Below are 17,424 nucleotides of genomic sequence, written 5' to 3' on the forward strand. Positions count from 1 at the left end.
ATAAATGATACCAAACATAATTTATACCTATTTTACGTTAGCCACTTATCGATTTATCATAATGTATATAAGATTGAAAGCGAGTGATAAACATGATTGGAATGCAATATAAGGTAATTCTTCCAAAGGATTATGACATGGAAATTATTAAGAAAAGGGTAAAGGATAATGGCTATAAAACTGATGGTTTCCAAGAACTAAATTTTAAAGCTTATTTAATTACGGAAACGGAGAAAGACGGGAATTTTTATAACTGCTATGCACCTTTATATATTTGGAATGGTCATGAAGGGATGAATAAATTTATCTTTGAAGGGTATTACGATAATATTTTACAATCGTTTGGTTGGCAAAAAATACATATAGGTGTTTCATTAGTTGTTAATCTAAGTGGTGATTTTAAGAATTGTAAGTATGTTGTTGAATACGTGGGGAGTATTTCTCAAAAGAATTCATTGATTGAAACTCAATTTAACATTTTTAATAAGAATGTCCAGAATACAGAGAATTGTAAAGGGAATGTAATAGTGTATAACCCAGATAGGTGGGGATATAGTCAGTTTGAATTTTATGAAGTAAAGCCTGAGACTGAAGAGATAGAGGATATTACAATATATGAGATTTTACACATTTCACAGTAGATGCGGAATTGAAATATAAATAAATTATTTATAAAAAATCCATTTTGATTCAAGTAATAATTTTCAAAATGGACTTTTCTTAATTATCTTATGTATATTCAAAACAAATGACTGCTTTTCTTAATTCTTTATTAAAGAATAAGTAAATACGATCGGCACCATAAGCTTGAAAATAATAACCTGTAACAAATCCAACATATGTAAAGGGATGTCCGTATTCATCTTTTGGTACATATAGAAGATTCGTAAAATCAAAAATTTCGTCTTCGTTATCGCAGTTTTCTAATAATTCTTCACCTTCTTCTGTCATAAAACGAACATCATCTAGGATACCATTTATCATGGGATAATTTAATCCCCAGCCATTTGTTTGTTTTTCAGCAAACTCTCGTTCTAATACTTCTACAGATGTTATTTCTTTTCCAAAGCTAGAATAAGGATAAATTTTTTGATTACGTTGAAAATATTCTTTACGGATTTGATAATTTCTTTCATTACTCTCGTAGGCTTGTTCTATTATGTCAGAATTATTTTGTTCGATTTCGAAATAATTCCAATCCGCTTCAAATTTATATTTTCCATTAATGACATCGAATCCTAATGTATCTACTTTCGTAAAATTTGTGTGAAATGGTTTGGTGAAATCACCCACGCAACCATCATGGATTTCTTTTGCTGACACAATATGTAACCATTCGTCCAATTCCGGTTCAATACATTGTAAGTTTATAGAACAAATGGGTAAAAAGTGCTTTTTATGTTGTTCCAAATCATCATAAAATATGTCTTCATATTCAGGAAATGGTTTTATAAATTGTTTAGAAATATGCATGTTCTGCCCACCTTTATATTAGTACTTTGTTTAATTTTATCATTTTATTTGAATTTTTTCTTATTTAAAATTTTATAATACTCATAGTTATGGGAAGAAAGAGTTCGTAAGTAAGGTGGATATCTTATTGTTAAAATTTTATCATATATCGAACAGTTGAGAGATGATGCGAAGTAAGACTTCATACTTATACATAGCCTTATTACATTCGACACATAGCGACAATATACTGTTCATTTATCTGTTAGTATAATATATAGTTTTTGGGGATTTTTATCATTTTCACATTGGGGGAAGGGAATTTATGTTTAAAAAAATCGCGACAGTCACTTTAGCAGGGACGTTAGTTTTCAGTTTATCGGCATGTGATGAGAAGAAAGAAGTAGCTAAAACTGTATCAAATAATACGAAGGAAGAGCAAAGTAGTGCTAAAAAAGAAAATACGAAGAATGAAGATACAAGAGAATATAATGTTGAAAAAACTACTCAAATTAGAAATCAAAAATTAACAGTCCATAAAGTACAAATAGCACAAGTGGCAGAATATGACAAGCTGGAAAAAGGTAATGAGTTTGTTATTGTTCATGTTACAGTAGAGAATATTGGTAATCAAAAAGTTAGAATTAATCCATTAGATTTTTACCTTGAAAGAGGAGATGGAAGTATCGTGGACCATACATTTTCAACTAGTAATAAAAATATTTTTAAAATTAAAGATGTAGATCCAAACGGTAAGTTAACAGGAGCCATAACATTTGAAGCGAAAAAAGGTGATTCTAATCTTGAATTAATTTATAGACCTGATGTTATGTCTAAAGAGGAAGTAAAAGTAGAACTTAAATGATTTATCCCGTAAGAGCCCGATTGGTGTAAACAAGGGCCTTTTATGCAAACTTATACAACTTTTACATGAAGACGGTATGCTCAAATGAATTTACGGTACGATAAAAGAAAATAATAGATTAGAAGACGATGTGAATTTCAAACATATTGTTTTGAAAACAAAAAATAAATGCATGATAAGGATTGGCGTTGGAGCTTAATCCTTTTTTTTATGGAGGTGTAGAGAATGGCAAGTAGACCTAATACTACACGAGTGATGCCTTTAGTTAAGTACAAGTAAGTTGAGTTATATATAAAATGAAATTATTTCTTGCATTACTATCACTTGAGTGGTAAAGTGATAGTAAGATTAACGCTAGGAAGTGACAAAACATGCGTGATAATACGATAGGATCATTAATATGGTTACGTTTAATACGATTTACGAACCAAAGTAATCAAATGTCAAATGAGTTTTTAAAACGTTTTGATTTAACGACAGCTCAATTTGATGTGCTTTTGCAAATACGTACGTATCAACCACTAACACAAATGGAGTTAGCTGAAAAGGTAACTGTTACACAAGGTGGCATTTCTCGAATGTTAACTCGTCTTGAAAAAGAAGGATATATTGTACGAAAACAAGATTGGAAAACGAAAACAATTAGTCTTACAGAGCAAGGAGAAGCAGCTTTAGAGAGAGCATTGCCAGAGCAACTTGCATTTCAATCATCTTTTTTTGATGATGTATTAAATGAAGAAGAACAGAAAATATTATACGAGCTAATGACGAAAGTTCATAAGCATAGTGAAAAAAAAGAATTACCGAAAGAGTAATTTTTTTTACAACATCAATTGACTAATCAAGTGAAGTTATAGGCAATAGGAAAATACATTTGACTTACAAACATTTTTAAAAGAGAAACTAATAACACTTCATTAAAGGAGAGAGTAATGATGGAAAAATACCGTATGGATACAAATAAAGGGATGGAGTTTGGATTATATTCAATTGGTGATCACGTTTCAAATCCGCATAACGGAGAGAAAATTAGTGCAGAACAAAGAATTCACGAACTAATTGATACAGCTAAGTTAGCGGATGAAGCTGGACTTGATGTATTTGCTGTCGGTGAAAGTCATCAAACGCATTTTACAACACAAGCTCATACAGTTATTTTAGGAGCTATTGCACAAGCTACGAAAAATATAAAAATTGCAAGTTCAGCAACGATAGTAAGTACATCTGATCCGGTACGAGTATATGAGGATTTTGCTACAATTGACTTAATTTCTAATGGACGTGCAGAAATCGTGGTTGGTCGTGGATCTCGTATTGGGGGATATAGTTTACTTGGTTATGACGTGAATGATTATGAAGAATTATTTGAAGAGAAGATGGATCTTTTATTAAAAATTAATAACGAGGAACATGTAACTTGGAATGGACAGTTCAGAGCACCACTTACATACGCATCGGTTATTCCAAGAGCGAAAAATAATAATTTACCAATTTGGCGTGCAGTTGGTGGCCCACCAGCTAGTGCGATTAAAGCAGGGCGTGCGGGTGTGCCAATGATGATAACAACACTAGGTGGTCCAGCTATTAACTTTAAAGGATCAGTAGATGCTTATCGTGAGGCTGCTGTACAAAGCGGATTTGATCCAGCTAGTTTACCAGTTGCGACAACGAGTTTATTTTATACGGCAAAAAATTCACAAGATGCACTTAGTGAATATTCCCCTCACATTAATGCTGGTATGCTCACACTGCGCGGTGGTGGGTATCCGAAACAGCAATTTACAAATGCAATAGATTACCGTGATGCTTTAATGGTTGGTAGCCCACAACAAATCATTGAGAAAATGCTTTACCAATATGAATTGTTTGGCCAACAACGCTTTATGGCACAAATTGATTTTGGCGGTGTACCATTTGATAAAATTGAGAAAAATATTGAATTAATTGCTACTGAAATTTTACCAGCCGTTAGAAAACATACAGCAAAATAAATAAAAAAACTGAGAGTCTAATCGATTCTCATTTTTTTTATTTGTTCTGGAAAAATGACAAAAAAATGAACTTTTAGTCGAGGAAGAGGGAAGTTATTTTCTATTTTTGAATAACATTATTTTGAGTTTGAATTTTGAAAATACATTTTTCTCTTGACAAAAAACAAGCATTTATCGAGGGTGGTTTCGAGGACATTTTTTCGGGTGAAAGTCAAGTGTATGAAGAAAAAAACGATTGTTTTATAGATATAAAAGTAAGCCGTATATTGAAAAAATACATTTTGCTAATGAGAAAAATCTGATTCAAAAAAATGACAAAAGACATATTTCAGACAAAATGATGTCAATAATACGTCAAAAATAACCTGAATTTACTATGCAGGTATATTATACAATTCGATTAACGAATAAAACACTACAGAAATAGTGAAAAGGTAAAAAATAGCATTACAATAGTTTAAAAAACTGAAATTTCATATTTTTCGACAATACATACAAAATGTTTTTGTCTTTTCGTATTTCTTAATAATTGAGTTTGATAAGATTGCTCAATTAACTTTTATTATAAAAACTATGAAGGAAGTGATTTTAGTATGGAAACGCTCGAATTGGCACGAATACAGTTCGCATCAACAACGATTTTCCATTACTTTTTTGTTCCGCTGTCAATTGGTTTAGCTTTTATTATTGCGATCATGCAAACGTTGTATGTGGTAAAAGGGCAAGAAGTATATAAGAAGATGGCAAAGTTTTGGACGCAATTATTCCTTATTAACTTTGCAGTAGGTGTAGTAACAGGTATTTTACAAGAATTTCAGTTTGGTATGAACTGGTCAACGTATTCACGTTTTGTAGGTGATGTATTTGGTCCCTCGCTTGCAATTGAAGGATTGCTGGCATTTTTCATTGAGTCTACATTCCTAGGTTTATGGGTATTCGGTGAGGATAAATTACCGAAGCGAATTCACTTAATGTGTATTTGGCTCCTTTCCATTGGAACGATGTTATCAGCATTCTGGATTTTAACTGCAAGTGCATTTATGCAGTCACCTGTCGGGTATGAAATGGCAGCGGATGGTCGTGCGCAAATGAATGATTTCTTAGCCATTATTCAAAACCCACAACTATGGGTACAATTCCCGCATACAATTACAGCGGCAATTGCAACAGGTGCATTCTTTATTGCTGGTGTAAGTGCATGGAAAATTACAAAAGGACAAGAAACTGTAGTATTTAAAAAATCTTTCCGAATTTCTATCATTGTTGGAACAATTACAACGGCGCTTGTATTATTCTTCGGTCATGCACAAGCGCAACAATTAATTAAGACACATCCAATGAAGATGGCGGCAGCTGAAGCGCTATGGAATACAAGTGAGGATCCAGCACCATTTACAGTATTTTCGAAAATTGATACAGAGAAGAAAGAAAATTCGTTTGAAATTCAAATCCCTTATATGCTAAGTCTATTATCGTATGATAAGTTTAGCGGTCAAGTTGAAGGGATGAATCAAATTCAAAAACAATATGAAGAAAAATATGGTCCTGGAGATTATATTCCTCCAGTGCATACAATGTTTTGGAGTTTTAGAGCGATGGTAATGAGTGGAACATTCATGCTTCTTCTAGGAGCTTACGGATGGTTCTTATCAAGAAAAGATCGTTTAGCTGAAAAAACGTGGTATTTAAAATTAATGGTGTATGCAATTTCTCTTCCATTCATCGGTAATACAGTAGGGTGGATTATGACTGAAATGGGTCGTCAACCTTGGGTTGTATTTGGTGTAATGAAAACAGAAGATGCTGTATCACCAAATGTAACATTCGGTGAAGTATTATTCTCACTTATTTCATTCACATCAATGTATTTAATTATGGGTGGAATTTGTGTGTACTTATTTGTTCGTACCATTAAGGGCCACAAGAATAAGAAAACGAAAAAGGATTATCAAAGCCATGATCCATTTGATAAGGAGGAAGAGTATGTTATCTCTTAATGAGTTATGGTTTTTAGTTATTGCAATCTTATTTATTGGATTCTTCGTACTGGAAGGTTTCGACTTTGGGGTAGGAATGGTTTCGAGGTTTTTAGGAAAGAATGATTTTGAAAAACGAGTTTACTTAAATACAATAGGACCGTTCTGGCACGCGAATGAAGTATGGCTTGTTTGTGCTGGTGGAGCCATGTTTGCGGCATTTCCGCACTGGTATGCAACTTTATTTAGTGGTTTTTATATTCCGTTTGTATTTATGCTCCTTGCTTTAATTTTAAGAGGTGTTTCCTTTAAATTTCGTGCGAAAATAGATAATCATAAATGGAAGAGTGCGTGGGATTGGGGGATGTTTATTGGAAGTATGTTACCTCCTATCCTTTGGGGAGTTGCGATTGCAAACTTTATGGTAGGTGTACCTATTGATGAGAGTAAAAATGTTGTAGGTGGATTCCTGCAATTACTTCATCCATTTGCGTTACTTGGAGGAGTAATGTTTCTCCTACTATGTATTGTTCACGGATTACAATTTCTTACGATACGTACAACTGGTAAATTGAGAGAACGTGCACGAATTACTGCAATAAAAATTGCACCATTTTCATTAATTACACTTCTTGTTTTTGCTGGTGTGGGGTTATGGAAAACCGACATTTTCACTGCTCATGGAACAGAATGGATTATGGTGCCAATCGGAGCTTTTGTAGCACTATTAGTGTCCACTTTATTAAATAAAAGAAGAAGAGATGGTTGGGCTTTCTTTATGACGAGTTTAACAATCATTTTACTAAGTGCGAGTGTATTTATCGGTATGTTCCCACGTGTTATGATTAGCTCTTTAGGAGCAATGAATGATTTGACAATTTACAACGCAGCATCAGGAGCTTATGCATTAAAACTTATGACTTACTTTGCGATTGCTATTTTGCCTTTCGTTATCGGAAGTCAAATATGGAGTTATTATGTATTTAGACAACCTGTTAAGTCAGACAACGATTTGGAGTACTAATGAAAAGAAAAAGAGGACTTCCGTCTTATCCCGGTAGCCGTATTTTATATGTAGCGTTAACGATTATTAGTATTTTAGAAGCTTTTAGTATTATTGCGCAAACAATCTTTTTAGCACGAGCTATTACGTTTTTATTTCATGGAGAGACAGTACAAACAATATTAAGTGAAATTGTTTATTTTGGTATCGCGTTTGCAGCGCGACACATAGTAGTTCGAACATCACAAATATTAGTGGAACGTTTTGCTGAAAAAACAGGGTCGTTACTAAGAAAACAACTAATAGAGGCATATTTCACATTAGGTCCAAGGTATGTTCAAACTGTCGGAACTGGTCATCTGGTTACCTTATCAATTGAAGGGATTGAGAAATTTAAAACATATATTGAATTAACGATTCCTAAAATGATTAGAAGTAGCATCGTTCCAGGTCTAATTGTACTATACGTTTTTACGCTAGATATTGAGTCTGGAATCATTTTAGTTGTAACGATTCCTATCGTGATCATATTTATGATTCTTCTCGGATTAGCAGCGCAAAAAATGGCAGATAGTCAGTACGAGATATATCGTGTACTTTCGAACCATTTTGTAGATACGTTAAAAGGTTTAGAAACATTAAAGTATTTAGGGAAAAGTGAACAGCACGAAGGAAAGATTGAAAAAGTAAGTAAAAGGTATAGAAAAGCAACGATGCGTACTTTGCGAGTTGCTTTTCTTTCTTCTTTTGCATTAGATTTCTTTACGAGTTTATCAATCGCGTTTGTGGCAGTTGGATTAGGGATACGTTTAATAGATGGAACGATTATACTATTACCAGCCCTAACAATTTTGATTTTAGCTCCGGAATATTTTCTGCCGATTAAACAAGTGGGAGCAAATTATCATGCAACATTAGATGGACAAATTGCGATGGAGCAAATAGAAGAGATTTTGCAACAACAAAAAAGAATACAAAAGAAAGATTTAAATGAAGATATAGTATGGAATGCCTCTATTAGCTTGAAATTACAAGACATCAAAGTAAATAATACTGAATCTGAAAAGGCTATATTAGAAGGAATTAATTTTACTTGGGAAGGTAACGGTGCTATTGGTGTTATTGGTGAAAGTGGTGCAGGCAAATCGACGTTAATCGACGTATTAGCAGGTTTTTTATCTCCTTCGAGTGGAAAGATGTTAGTAAATGGTGTAGAAGTTGATGGATCTACTCGTGAAGATTGGCAAAAAAATATCGCTTATATTCCGCAGCAACCTTATATTTTTCCGCTTTCATTAAAGGATAACATTCGTTTTTATGAAACAAATGCAACAGATGAAGAAGTTGAAAGAGTTATTAATGAAGTCGGCCTGCGTTCACTCGTTACATCACTTCCAAATGGGATGCACGAAAGAATTGGAGAAGGTGGACGTATGCTAAGTGGCGGACAAGAACAGCGTGTTGCTATGGCGCGTGCACTTTTAAGTAAAAAACCAATCATTTTATTAGATGAGCCTACGGCACATCTTGATATTGAAACCGAATTTGAAATAAAGCAAGCGATGTTACGTCTATTTAATGGAAAGTTAGTATTTTTAGCAACCCACCGTCTACATTGGATGAAACAAATGGACCATATCCTTATTTTAAATAAAGGAGAAATGAAAGAAAGTGGGACGTATGAAGAACTTTTAGAGAATGAGACATTACATTTTCATAGGGAAGAGAGGGGAGAGAAATGAGTAACTGGGTTAAACCTTATATAAAACAAAATAAAGGTAGAATGACTTTAACTATTTTCCTTGGTCTTCTTGGAGTTAGTTCAGGAGCGATGTTACTTTTTATTTCAGGTTATTTAATCTCAAAATCTGCCCTTAGACCAGAAAATGTAATGGCTGTATATGTTCCTATTGTTGCAACAAGAGCGTTTAGTATAGGGCAAGCTGTATTTCATTATATAGAGCGCTTAGTCGGACATGATGTCGTACTACGTATATTAGAAAAAATGAGAACGAGGCTATATAGAATAGTAGAACCACAGGCGTTATTTTTCCGTTCTCGATTTCAAACGGGTGATATGTTAGGAGTGTTATCCGAAGATATAGAGCATTTGCAAAACCTATATTTACGTACAATATTTCCTAGCATATTAGCGCTAGTTGTTTATAGTATCTTTGTACTTGTTATCGGTGCATTTGATTTTGTTTTTGCACTTATTGTAGGTTGTATGTTAGCTATTATCGTTTTTCTTCTTCCGTTTGTATCATTACTTTTGATGAAGAAACATCATGTTACTTTAAAGCAAGGCAGAAGTCGTTTGTATCAACAACTGACGGATGCTGTTTTTGGATTATCTGATTGGCAGGCAAGTGGTCGTAAAGGTGAATTTATTAATGAGTATGTAAAACAAAATGATCAGTTGTTAAAAATCGAAAAGAGAGTGAAACGCTGGTATCATATTCGGGACAGTATCATTCAATTAGTAGTAGGTATTGTAGTTATTTCGATGATTATATGGACTGGAAATGAAGCGGCAAGTGAACAAATTGCTCCTACAGTTATCGCAGCTTTCGTATTAATGACTTTATCTGTAACAAACGCGCTTATTCCTATTGCAGATGCCATCGATCGAATACCGTCGTATGTAGAATCTACCCATCGTCTTAATGGCGTAGAAAGTGATAGTGTTTTACATGATGAAACGGATTTGCATGGAGAGAAAGATTATATTGAACCAAAACATGTAGATATTGAACTGAATCACGTATCGTATAGTTATCCAGATAGTAATGAGATTGTATTAAAAGATGTATCACTACAAATAAAGGCAGGAAAGAAAATTGCCATTTTAGGAAGAAGCGGAACAGGAAAATCTACTTTGTTAAAATTGTTAACAGGTGCGCTAAGCCCGTTACATGGTGAAGTTTTATTGAATAGTGAACATGCTCATACGAATCTTTTATCAAAATATATTTCTGTATTAAATCAAAAGCCGCATTTGTTTGATACGACAATTGGAAATAATGTACGAATTGGCAAACCAGAGGCGACGGATGAAGAGATATGGAAAGCTTTAGAGAAAGCACAATTAGCTTCACATGTTACTTCTCTTCCGGACGGATTACAAACAAAAATGCATGAAATGGGAAAGCGGTTTTCTGGTGGGGAAAGACAAAGGGTTGCTTTTGCTAGAACTCTAATGCAAGAAACACCAATTATTGTACTTGATGAACCGACTATCGGTTTAGATCCAAAAACAGAATTGCCTTTAATTAAAACAATGTTTTCTGCAACGGAAGAAAAGACGGTTATTTGGATTACGCACCATCTTGTAGGAATAGAACATGTAGACGAAGTTATATTCCTTGATCGTGGCCAAATTGTCATGCAAGGTAGTCATAAACAACTTCTAAAAGAAAATGAAAAGTATCGTAAACTTTATGAGTTAGATAAAGGAATATAATTTGAATAAGCAATAATTGTAAAAATAGCTACACCTAATGGTGGAGCTATTTTTTTTGTTAGATTGCAGGTGTATATGATTGTTACGAATTAAAAATGAATTTCATATTATACATATAATGGAGGGGATGTACATGAAGGAACAATATAAAATCATTGTTTTAAGTGATGAATTATCAGGGGATAGGATTCGAAATACGTTAGACAAAAATAAATGTAAAACAATAGTTCATGTTGTGGACGTTTCAGATGTTGTTCGTATAGAAAGTTCTTTTCAATATATAGTCATTTGGAGAGGGGACGCAGAAAAACTTACAAATGATTTGATAAATAGGGGCGTGCAAAGTTCAAAAATTATTAATTTAACAAAATACATGTATGAATGGAAGGATAAATTAATTTCTATCTATCAAATAAATCCGGATCTTATGTCTTTATACATTTCTATGAAAAAAGCAAAGAGTGATCCGACGTATGAATTGTTTGCTACCGGTTTGTCTTATCCACATTGTGGCATAAGTACGGAGCTTCTCTCAAAAAAGTCAATAAAATTAACACTTCCATCGCAAGATCTATACTATGATTATTTAATAGCGTCACAACTTTTATCAAACAATCATTCATTTCAATATTGTTTAATAGGAATAGCCTATTTTTCGTTTTACTTTGATATGTCGTTATCATCTGAATCATATAGAATTCACAAAGTATATTATCCATTGTTTCAAGATGGTCATCATACTGTAGTTCACTCTCCTCTACCCACTGATGGATTCTCACATCTAAATACTCCGAAACCACTTCTTTCTATTTTTAATTTGCATTTTGAATATATTTTATTAGACGAACTAAAAGATGAATCATTGATACTGCCTTGGATAAATGCTGAATGGAATACTACTTCTCTTCATATTCCTTTTGAAGAACACGGGAAAATAAGAGCAGCTTCACATGCTAAATTGGTGTATCCTCATACTTTAGTTGAAAATAAAATAATTTTAAAAAAATATTTAGAATTACTGTTAAAAAATGATATAAAGCCATTAATTGTTGTATTCCCTGTTACTTCACATTATTTTAATTGTAGTAGTAAGAAATTAAAAGAAGATTTTTATAAAGTTATAAATGATTTTCAAACTCAATATTCTTTTCAAATTATAGATCTATTTGATTCGCCATTATTTTATGATGATGATTTTTATGATAGTGATCATATGAATAAAAAAGGCGCAAATAAAATGTCCGCATTATTAAATATGTTTATTGAGGAACGAAAAGTATGATAATTTGTTTCATGTTTGCATAAAAGTATATAGGCTCCATACAGTTAAAGTAATGTGATTTTTGTGTCGCGTATATAAATAATATGCGAAGAGGTGAGAGAGTTAAAATGAGAACTCGTATTGAAAGAACTGAAGAGGTGGTAGAGCAACTTCCGTTGGTAAGTGTGTTAATTCCTACGTATAATCGTCCTCGTTACTTTGAAAAGGCGTTATGTAGTGTATTAGAACAAACATACCCTAATATAGAAATTATAGTTGGAGATGATAGCACGAATGATGAAACAGAAAAAGTGTTACAAAAATACTTATGTGACCATTCAAATATTATTTATGTAAAGAATAAGTCAACTCTTGGACAATTTGAAAATGCGTTAATGTTATTTAATGAAGCGAACGGTGAGTATATAAATTTTTTAATGGATGATGATGTATTTCATGTAAAGAAAATTGAAAAAATGATGAAGTATTTTTTCAATGATTTAGATAATGAAATTAAGCTTGTAACATCTCATCGTCAAGTAATTGATGATAAAGGGAAAGAACTGCGACATATTTATTCGACTGTCCGTTTATTTGAGGAAGATACGATTATAGAGGGAACAGAATTAGGGAATAAGGTAATTGTGGATCAAAAAAATTATATCGGAGAACCGACAACAGTTTTATTTCGTAAAAATGATTTACAAGAACCGTTTGGGATTTTTGATAAGAGGAGGTATCTATGTAACGTAGATATAGCTTCATGGTTATCTTTATTAAGTAAAGGAAAAGCAGTATATATAGCAGAGACACTTAGTTACTTTCGATTACATCCAGATCAACAGTTAAATGAATCTAATAAAATGATGGATGGATTAGAAGATTTTTCACATAGTATTCTAGCAGGAGAAAAATATGGTTTCTTATCCACCGAAAAAGAGTTAGACAAAGCGATGACTAATTTTCTAGATTACGCAAGAAGGATAGTTCCATCATCGATATTATATACATTAGACTATTATCAAAAAATTAAAGAAAAGAAAATAAACATAGAAAAGAAAAAACAACATATAAATAATAATTCGCCTTTACCGAAAGTAAGCATACTTATTCCTGCGTACAATAGACCTTATTACTTGGAATTGGCACTCAACAGCGCTCTAAATCAAACATATGAGAATATTGAAATTGTTATTTCTGACGACAGTACAAATAATGAAGTCAATGCTATGATTCAACCGTATTTACGTGAATATGAGTGTATTACATATGTTAAAAATGAAACGCCGTTAGTTGCCGAAAACTTTAATAAGTGTGTAGAACTTGCGAATGGGGACTATATAAACTTTTTATTAGATGATGATTTATTTCATCATGAAAAGATCGAGAAAATGATGAAATACTTTTTGACGTTAGAAAATATTTCATTTGTGACGTCATATCGTGAACTGATTGATGGGGATGGAGAGGTATTACCACCTTCAACATTAAATATGAAAATCGCGAAAGAAACTACACTTTTTGAAGGAAAAGAATTAGGAAATTATATGTTAAAAAACTTGAAAAATGTAGTTGGTGAGCCGACAACAGTTTTGTTTAATCGGGATTTGTTTGACGGGAAGTTTGGATATTTTAAAGGAAAGGCTTATTCTGCTATTAATGACATTGCAACTTGGCTAGATATGATGAGGAAAGGAAAAGTAGTTTATATACAAGAACCTCTTAGTTATTTTAGACAACATAGTGGACAAAATCAAAAACAAATGCATTTTATTTTAATGACAATTGAAGAGTGGATTGAATTGATTATTGATGCGTATAATAGTGGATTTTTAAGTTCTGAAAGAGATTATAAAGAGAGTTTATCTTATTGTTTAGAAAATGCGGGATTTATAGTTAAGGATGCTGTAAGAAATGGGGAGCTAGATCAAATTTATAATGAAAAGATAAAAAAAGGGTTAAACAAGTTAGTTGCTCATATATTCGAGAAAGAATGTTGTTATTGTCAATATTGCAATCAACAATTTGAACAATTTTCCCCTTGGCCAGCACATTATGATTTTCCAAAATATAAATTTGAGATGTGGAATAAAGATACAGGTATATGTCCAATTTGTAGTTCGATGGATCGTGAAAGATTGTATCGGGTGTACATTGAAACGGAAACGGACTTGTTAAGTAGAAACTATACTATGCTTCATATTGCACCTGAAGCGAAATTAAGAGATTGGTTTAACGAGTATAAAAATATTACGTATGTATGTGGTGACTTAGAACCGAAGGATCCATTAATGAAGGAAATTGATGTTACAAGAATTACATATGATAGTAATACTTTTGATGTAATATTATGTAGCCATGTGTTAGAACACGTTCCTGATGATGATAAAGCAATGCGAGAGTTATATAGGGTTCTAAAGCCAGGTGGATGGGGAATTATTCAAGTACCAATCGTAATGAATGTGGATTCTATTATAGAGAATGAATTAATTGTAACTCCACAATTAAGGAAATTAGCTTTTGGTCAAGAAGATCATGTGAGAATTTATAATCAATCAGGATTTATTCAACGATTAATGAATGCAGGATTTAAGGTAGAATTATATAACATAGCGGAAAAACAAGGAATGAAAAGCGCTAGGAAATTTGGATTATCTGAAACAGATATGCTCTATATTGTCCGAAAATGATAGGAAGGAATAGATAGATATGGAGAATATTCCTTTTTTACGTGCTTCAACTGTACCTGTAAGTGAGTATTTGGACGAATTGAAGGAAATTGATACATCTCACATATATACGAATTATGGACCTATAAATCAACGTTTTGAGGAAACAATTATGTCGTCATTTTTTCAAAAAAGGGGAGCTGTTACAACAGTAGCAAACGCAACGTTAGGGTTAATGGCGGCTATTCAACTAAAGAAAAGAAGAAAGGGAAAGTATGCTCTCATGCCTAGCTTTACATTCCCTGCGACTGCCTTAGCCGCTATTTGGTGTGGATTGGAACCTTACTTTATTGATATTTCAATAGATGATTGGTATATGGATAAAACCGTACTTTTGCATAAGATAGAAGAATTAAAAGAAGAGGTTGCGATTGTTGTCCCGTACGCCACTTTTGGATCATGGATGAACTTAGAAGAATATGAAGAATTAGAGAAGAAGGGGATTCCGGTTGTCGTAGATGCGGCGCCGGGATTTGGTTTAATGAATGGAGGGATGCATTACGGTCAAGATTTTAGTGGAATGATCGTATATAGCTTTCATGCAACAAAACCGTTCGGAATTGGTGAAGGAGGGCTCATATATAGTAAAAACGAAGAAGATATACAACGTATTAAAAGAATGGGGAATTTCGGATTTGATAAAAATCGTGAATGTACGATGATGGGGTTTAATTGTAAAATGTCTGAATACGCAGCAGCTATTGGGATTGCGACTATAAAAAAGTGGGATCAAAAATTAAAAGAACGCACCCTTATTTCTGAATGGTATAAACAGCTGTTACAAAATACTGGGTTAATGAAAAAAGGGTGGAAAGTCCAAAAGACAGAAGCAGTTATTCACCAATTTATGCCTATCATTTGTCCAGAAGAAGTTCGCAACATACAAGTAATAGAAGAACTGAAAAAACAGAAAATAGAAGCTAGATTATACTTTTCACCATCTTGCCACCAACAAGTTCTTTTTAGAAACTATAAGTCTACAGATTTAACAAAAACGAATAAAATAGCAAAACGAATCGTAAGTTTACCTTTATGGGAAGGAATGACGGAAGAAATAGTAGAACAAATTGTAAGCTGTTTAGGGCAGAAGGTGGTTTGGGCAGATGAATAGTTTTTATAGCCAAGAAGAACTAAAGAAAATTGGATTTTTATCTGTTGGGAAAAATGTATTGGTTAGTAAAAAAGCAAGTATATATAATCCGAGTGCTATATCAGTAGGTAATCATGTAAGAATTGATGATTTTTGCATTTTAAGTGGTAAGATCACAATTGGAAGTTATTCGCACATATCAGCGTATACAGCGTTATATGGAGGGGAAGTTGGGATTGAAATGCATGATTTTGCAAATATCTCAGCTAAAACAATCGTATATGCAGTACTTGATGATTTCAGTGGAAATACATTAATGGGGCCAACCGTCCCAAATCAATATAGGAATGTGAAAGCAGAAAAAGTTATTTTAAAAAAACATGTGATTATTGGTGCTAATTCTATTATTTTTCCAAATGTAACTGTAGGAGAAGGTACGGCAGTCGGCGCGATGAGTATGGTAAAAGAGAGTTTAGATGATTGGTATATTTATGCTGGAGTTCCCGTAAGAAAAGTAAAGCCTCGTCAAAAAAAGATGCTAGAGTTAGAAATTGATTTTTTAAAAAGCATTCATTCTTAACAAAAAAGAATGAATGCTTTTTATTTTTATCCCGCTATTTGCCGAGCAGTAAAACCCCATCTCAAAATTGAGTGAAAGGAATGAAGTTAGGTTGGGGCCTTGTTGCCAGTAAAAAACGATTGGTGAGGGCTAATTAAAGTTTCACTTTATGATGGAGCAGAGAGTATCTTAACTTATTATGTTTTAAATTTTGCTGACCAAGGCAATACTGAGCCATAGTGAATGTAAAGTTGGAGGGCGAGCGTATATGTTTGATGAGGATGGGATTGTTTTAATTATGGAACCAGCTGATGAAAGAAACTTGAGGAGATTTATTTTTTCAGTGCCAAAGTCAGTGTATGAAAAGAAAGGGCTTACATTACACTATGGAACAGCTATAGGACAAGGATATATGGATATAATTGAAGATATTATAAGCGTACATATAGAAATAGATGTTGTAACGATAATAGGGCATGTAAGAGGATAAATAGCTATTTGAAAAAGGTTATAAACAATTTAGCTAGAAGTTATGTATAGAGAAAATTACAGACAATGATAAAGACGAAGGGAGTCTAAAATGAAAATAAAATCAATTTTATTAGTATTTATAGTTTCAATTGGTTTAATGGGATGTTCAATAGTGGAAGAAGGAAAGAACTCCATAGATTATGCTCAAAAGGCGACAGACTATGTAAATGAAATAAGTGCATTTGCAAATGATGCACCAGGATTAGCAGAAAAGGCCGTCAATGATAGTGAGGCTCGAAAAGAATTAGAAACGAAGCTTAGTGAAATTAAACAAGATATACCCGCATTCAATGAATTAACGCCACCTGATGTAGCAAAGGATCTTCATCAACAAATCGTCGGATATAACGAAAAGTTAAATACGTTAATTGATACGGCGATGACAAAGATAGAAGAAGGGAAAGTGGATGTAGAGCAATTTAAAAACTCTGAGCTTATGCAGACGGTAGATCAAGTTCGAGATTTGAAAGATAAAGTGCAAAATTTAGGTCAATAGTAAAAAGC

At 33.0% G+C, this 17,424-nt stretch carries 15 protein-coding genes; 14 read left to right on the top strand and 1 reads right to left on the bottom strand.

Features of this window, described 5'->3' with window-relative positions:
• Positions 1-92 precede the first annotated feature (92 nt).
• Complete coding sequence (locus BAQ53_RS09060; protein ID WP_208906751.1) at positions 93-641, top strand: DUF4865 family protein; 549 nt, start codon at positions 93-95, stop codon at positions 639-641.
• An 88-nt stretch (positions 642-729) separates the two neighbouring features.
• Here BAQ53_RS09060 and BAQ53_RS09065 read toward each other — a convergent pair whose 3' ends face one another.
• Positions 730-1,473 carry a hypothetical protein gene (locus tag BAQ53_RS09065; protein ID WP_000548211.1) on the bottom strand — a complete coding sequence of 248 codons (744 nt, stop codon included), beginning with the start codon at positions 1,471-1,473 and terminating at the stop codon, positions 730-732.
• Between the two features lie 304 nt (positions 1,474-1,777).
• Between BAQ53_RS09065 and BAQ53_RS09070 the strand changes: the two genes are divergently transcribed.
• The 13 genes from BAQ53_RS09070 to BAQ53_RS09130 all read left to right on the top strand — a co-directional run bounded on the left by BAQ53_RS09070 (position 1,778) and on the right by BAQ53_RS09130 (position 17,416).
• Entirely contained in the window at positions 1,778-2,317 is a 540-nt protein-coding gene (locus BAQ53_RS09070; RefSeq protein WP_199696820.1) for a DUF4352 domain-containing protein, read from the top strand.
• Between the two features lie 371 nt (positions 2,318-2,688).
• The gene (locus BAQ53_RS09075; protein ID WP_001205522.1) at positions 2,689-3,132 is read left to right on the top strand and encodes a MarR family winged helix-turn-helix transcriptional regulator; all 444 of its coding nucleotides are present in this window, start codon (positions 2,689-2,691) and stop codon (positions 3,130-3,132) included.
• 120 nt (positions 3,133-3,252) lie between these two features.
• Positions 3,253-4,308, top strand: a complete 1,056-nt coding sequence (locus tag BAQ53_RS09080) for an LLM class flavin-dependent oxidoreductase (protein WP_208906753.1) — start codon at positions 3,253-3,255, stop codon at positions 4,306-4,308.
• Positions 4,309-4,901: 593 nt separating this feature from the next.
• Positions 4,902-6,305 carry a cytochrome ubiquinol oxidase subunit I gene (gene cydA, locus BAQ53_RS09085; RefSeq protein WP_000448869.1) on the top strand — a complete coding sequence of 468 codons (1,404 nt, stop codon included), beginning with the start codon at positions 4,902-4,904 and terminating at the stop codon, positions 6,303-6,305.
• Positions 6,292-7,308, top strand: coding sequence for a cytochrome d ubiquinol oxidase subunit II (gene cydB, locus BAQ53_RS09090; RefSeq protein ID WP_046945386.1), 1,017 nt, complete (start codon positions 6,292-6,294; stop codon positions 7,306-7,308). Before cydA ends, cydB begins: the two co-directional genes overlap by 14 nt.
• Positions 7,308-9,029 (top strand): thiol reductant ABC exporter subunit CydD, encoded by a 1,722-nt coding sequence (gene cydD / locus BAQ53_RS09095; RefSeq protein WP_208906761.1) that lies wholly within the window; start codon positions 7,308-7,310, stop codon positions 9,027-9,029. Before cydB ends, cydD begins: the two co-directional genes overlap by 1 nt.
• On the top strand, positions 9,026-10,750 hold the full coding sequence (gene cydC, locus BAQ53_RS09100; protein WP_208906767.1) for a thiol reductant ABC exporter subunit CydC: 1,725 nt from the start codon (positions 9,026-9,028) through the stop codon (positions 10,748-10,750). The genes cydD and cydC overlap by 4 nt, the downstream gene beginning before the upstream one ends.
• A gap of 133 nt (positions 10,751-10,883) precedes the next feature.
• Complete coding sequence (locus BAQ53_RS09105; protein ID WP_000664250.1) at positions 10,884-12,032, top strand: hypothetical protein; 1,149 nt, start codon at positions 10,884-10,886, stop codon at positions 12,030-12,032.
• Positions 12,033-12,139: 107 nt separating this feature from the next.
• Positions 12,140-14,701, top strand: a complete 2,562-nt coding sequence (locus tag BAQ53_RS09110) for a glycosyltransferase (protein ID WP_208906769.1) — start codon at positions 12,140-12,142, stop codon at positions 14,699-14,701.
• A gap of 19 nt (positions 14,702-14,720) precedes the next feature.
• Positions 14,721-15,851: a DegT/DnrJ/EryC1/StrS aminotransferase family protein gene (locus tag BAQ53_RS09115; RefSeq protein WP_000427962.1), complete on the top strand. Its 1,131-nt coding sequence runs from the start codon at positions 14,721-14,723 to the stop codon at positions 15,849-15,851.
• Positions 15,844-16,410, top strand: a complete 567-nt coding sequence (locus BAQ53_RS09120) for an acyltransferase (protein WP_001084185.1) — start codon at positions 15,844-15,846, stop codon at positions 16,408-16,410. Before BAQ53_RS09115 ends, BAQ53_RS09120 begins: the two co-directional genes overlap by 8 nt.
• A 247-nt stretch (positions 16,411-16,657) precedes the next feature.
• Entirely contained in the window at positions 16,658-16,879 is a 222-nt protein-coding gene (locus BAQ53_RS09125) for a hypothetical protein (RefSeq protein ID WP_000459099.1), read from the top strand.
• A gap of 90 nt (positions 16,880-16,969) precedes the next feature.
• A complete protein-coding gene (locus tag BAQ53_RS09130) occupies positions 16,970-17,416 on the top strand; it encodes a DUF6376 family protein (RefSeq protein ID WP_208906771.1) in 447 nt (148 codons plus the stop codon).
• Positions 17,417-17,424: the final 8 nt, after the last annotated feature.

The sequence above is a fragment of the Bacillus sp. B25(2016b) genome (assembly GCF_001679765.1).
GTDB lineage: Bacteria > Bacillota > Bacilli > Bacillales > Bacillaceae_G > Bacillus_A > Bacillus_A thuringiensis_K.

Bases quoted from the DNA above. Each gene is read 5' to 3' on its own strand.
- BAQ53_RS09060 (WP_208906751.1), top strand. From the start codon at position 93: ATGATTGGAATGCAATATAAGGTAATTCTTCCAAAGGATTATGACATG.
- BAQ53_RS09065 (WP_000548211.1), bottom strand. From the start codon at position 1,473: ATGCATATTTCTAAACAATTTATAAAACCATTTCCTGAATATGAAGAC.
- BAQ53_RS09070 (WP_199696820.1), top strand. From the start codon at position 1,778: ATGTTTAAAAAAATCGCGACAGTCACTTTAGCAGGGACGTTAGTTTTC.
- BAQ53_RS09075 (WP_001205522.1), top strand. From the start codon at position 2,689: ATGCGTGATAATACGATAGGATCATTAATATGGTTACGTTTAATACGA.
- BAQ53_RS09080 (WP_208906753.1), top strand. From the start codon at position 3,253: ATGGAAAAATACCGTATGGATACAAATAAAGGGATGGAGTTTGGATTA.
- cydA (WP_000448869.1), top strand. From the start codon at position 4,902: ATGGAAACGCTCGAATTGGCACGAATACAGTTCGCATCAACAACGATT.
- cydB (WP_046945386.1), top strand. From the start codon at position 6,292: ATGTTATCTCTTAATGAGTTATGGTTTTTAGTTATTGCAATCTTATTT.
- cydD (WP_208906761.1), top strand. From the start codon at position 7,308: ATGAAAAGAAAAAGAGGACTTCCGTCTTATCCCGGTAGCCGTATTTTA.
- cydC (WP_208906767.1), top strand. From the start codon at position 9,026: ATGAGTAACTGGGTTAAACCTTATATAAAACAAAATAAAGGTAGAATG.
- BAQ53_RS09105 (WP_000664250.1), top strand. From the start codon at position 10,884: ATGAAGGAACAATATAAAATCATTGTTTTAAGTGATGAATTATCAGGG.
- BAQ53_RS09110 (WP_208906769.1), top strand. From the start codon at position 12,140: ATGAGAACTCGTATTGAAAGAACTGAAGAGGTGGTAGAGCAACTTCCG.
- BAQ53_RS09115 (WP_000427962.1), top strand. From the start codon at position 14,721: ATGGAGAATATTCCTTTTTTACGTGCTTCAACTGTACCTGTAAGTGAG.
- BAQ53_RS09120 (WP_001084185.1), top strand. From the start codon at position 15,844: ATGAATAGTTTTTATAGCCAAGAAGAACTAAAGAAAATTGGATTTTTA.
- BAQ53_RS09125 (WP_000459099.1), top strand. From the start codon at position 16,658: ATGTTTGATGAGGATGGGATTGTTTTAATTATGGAACCAGCTGATGAA.
- BAQ53_RS09130 (WP_208906771.1), top strand. From the start codon at position 16,970: ATGAAAATAAAATCAATTTTATTAGTATTTATAGTTTCAATTGGTTTA.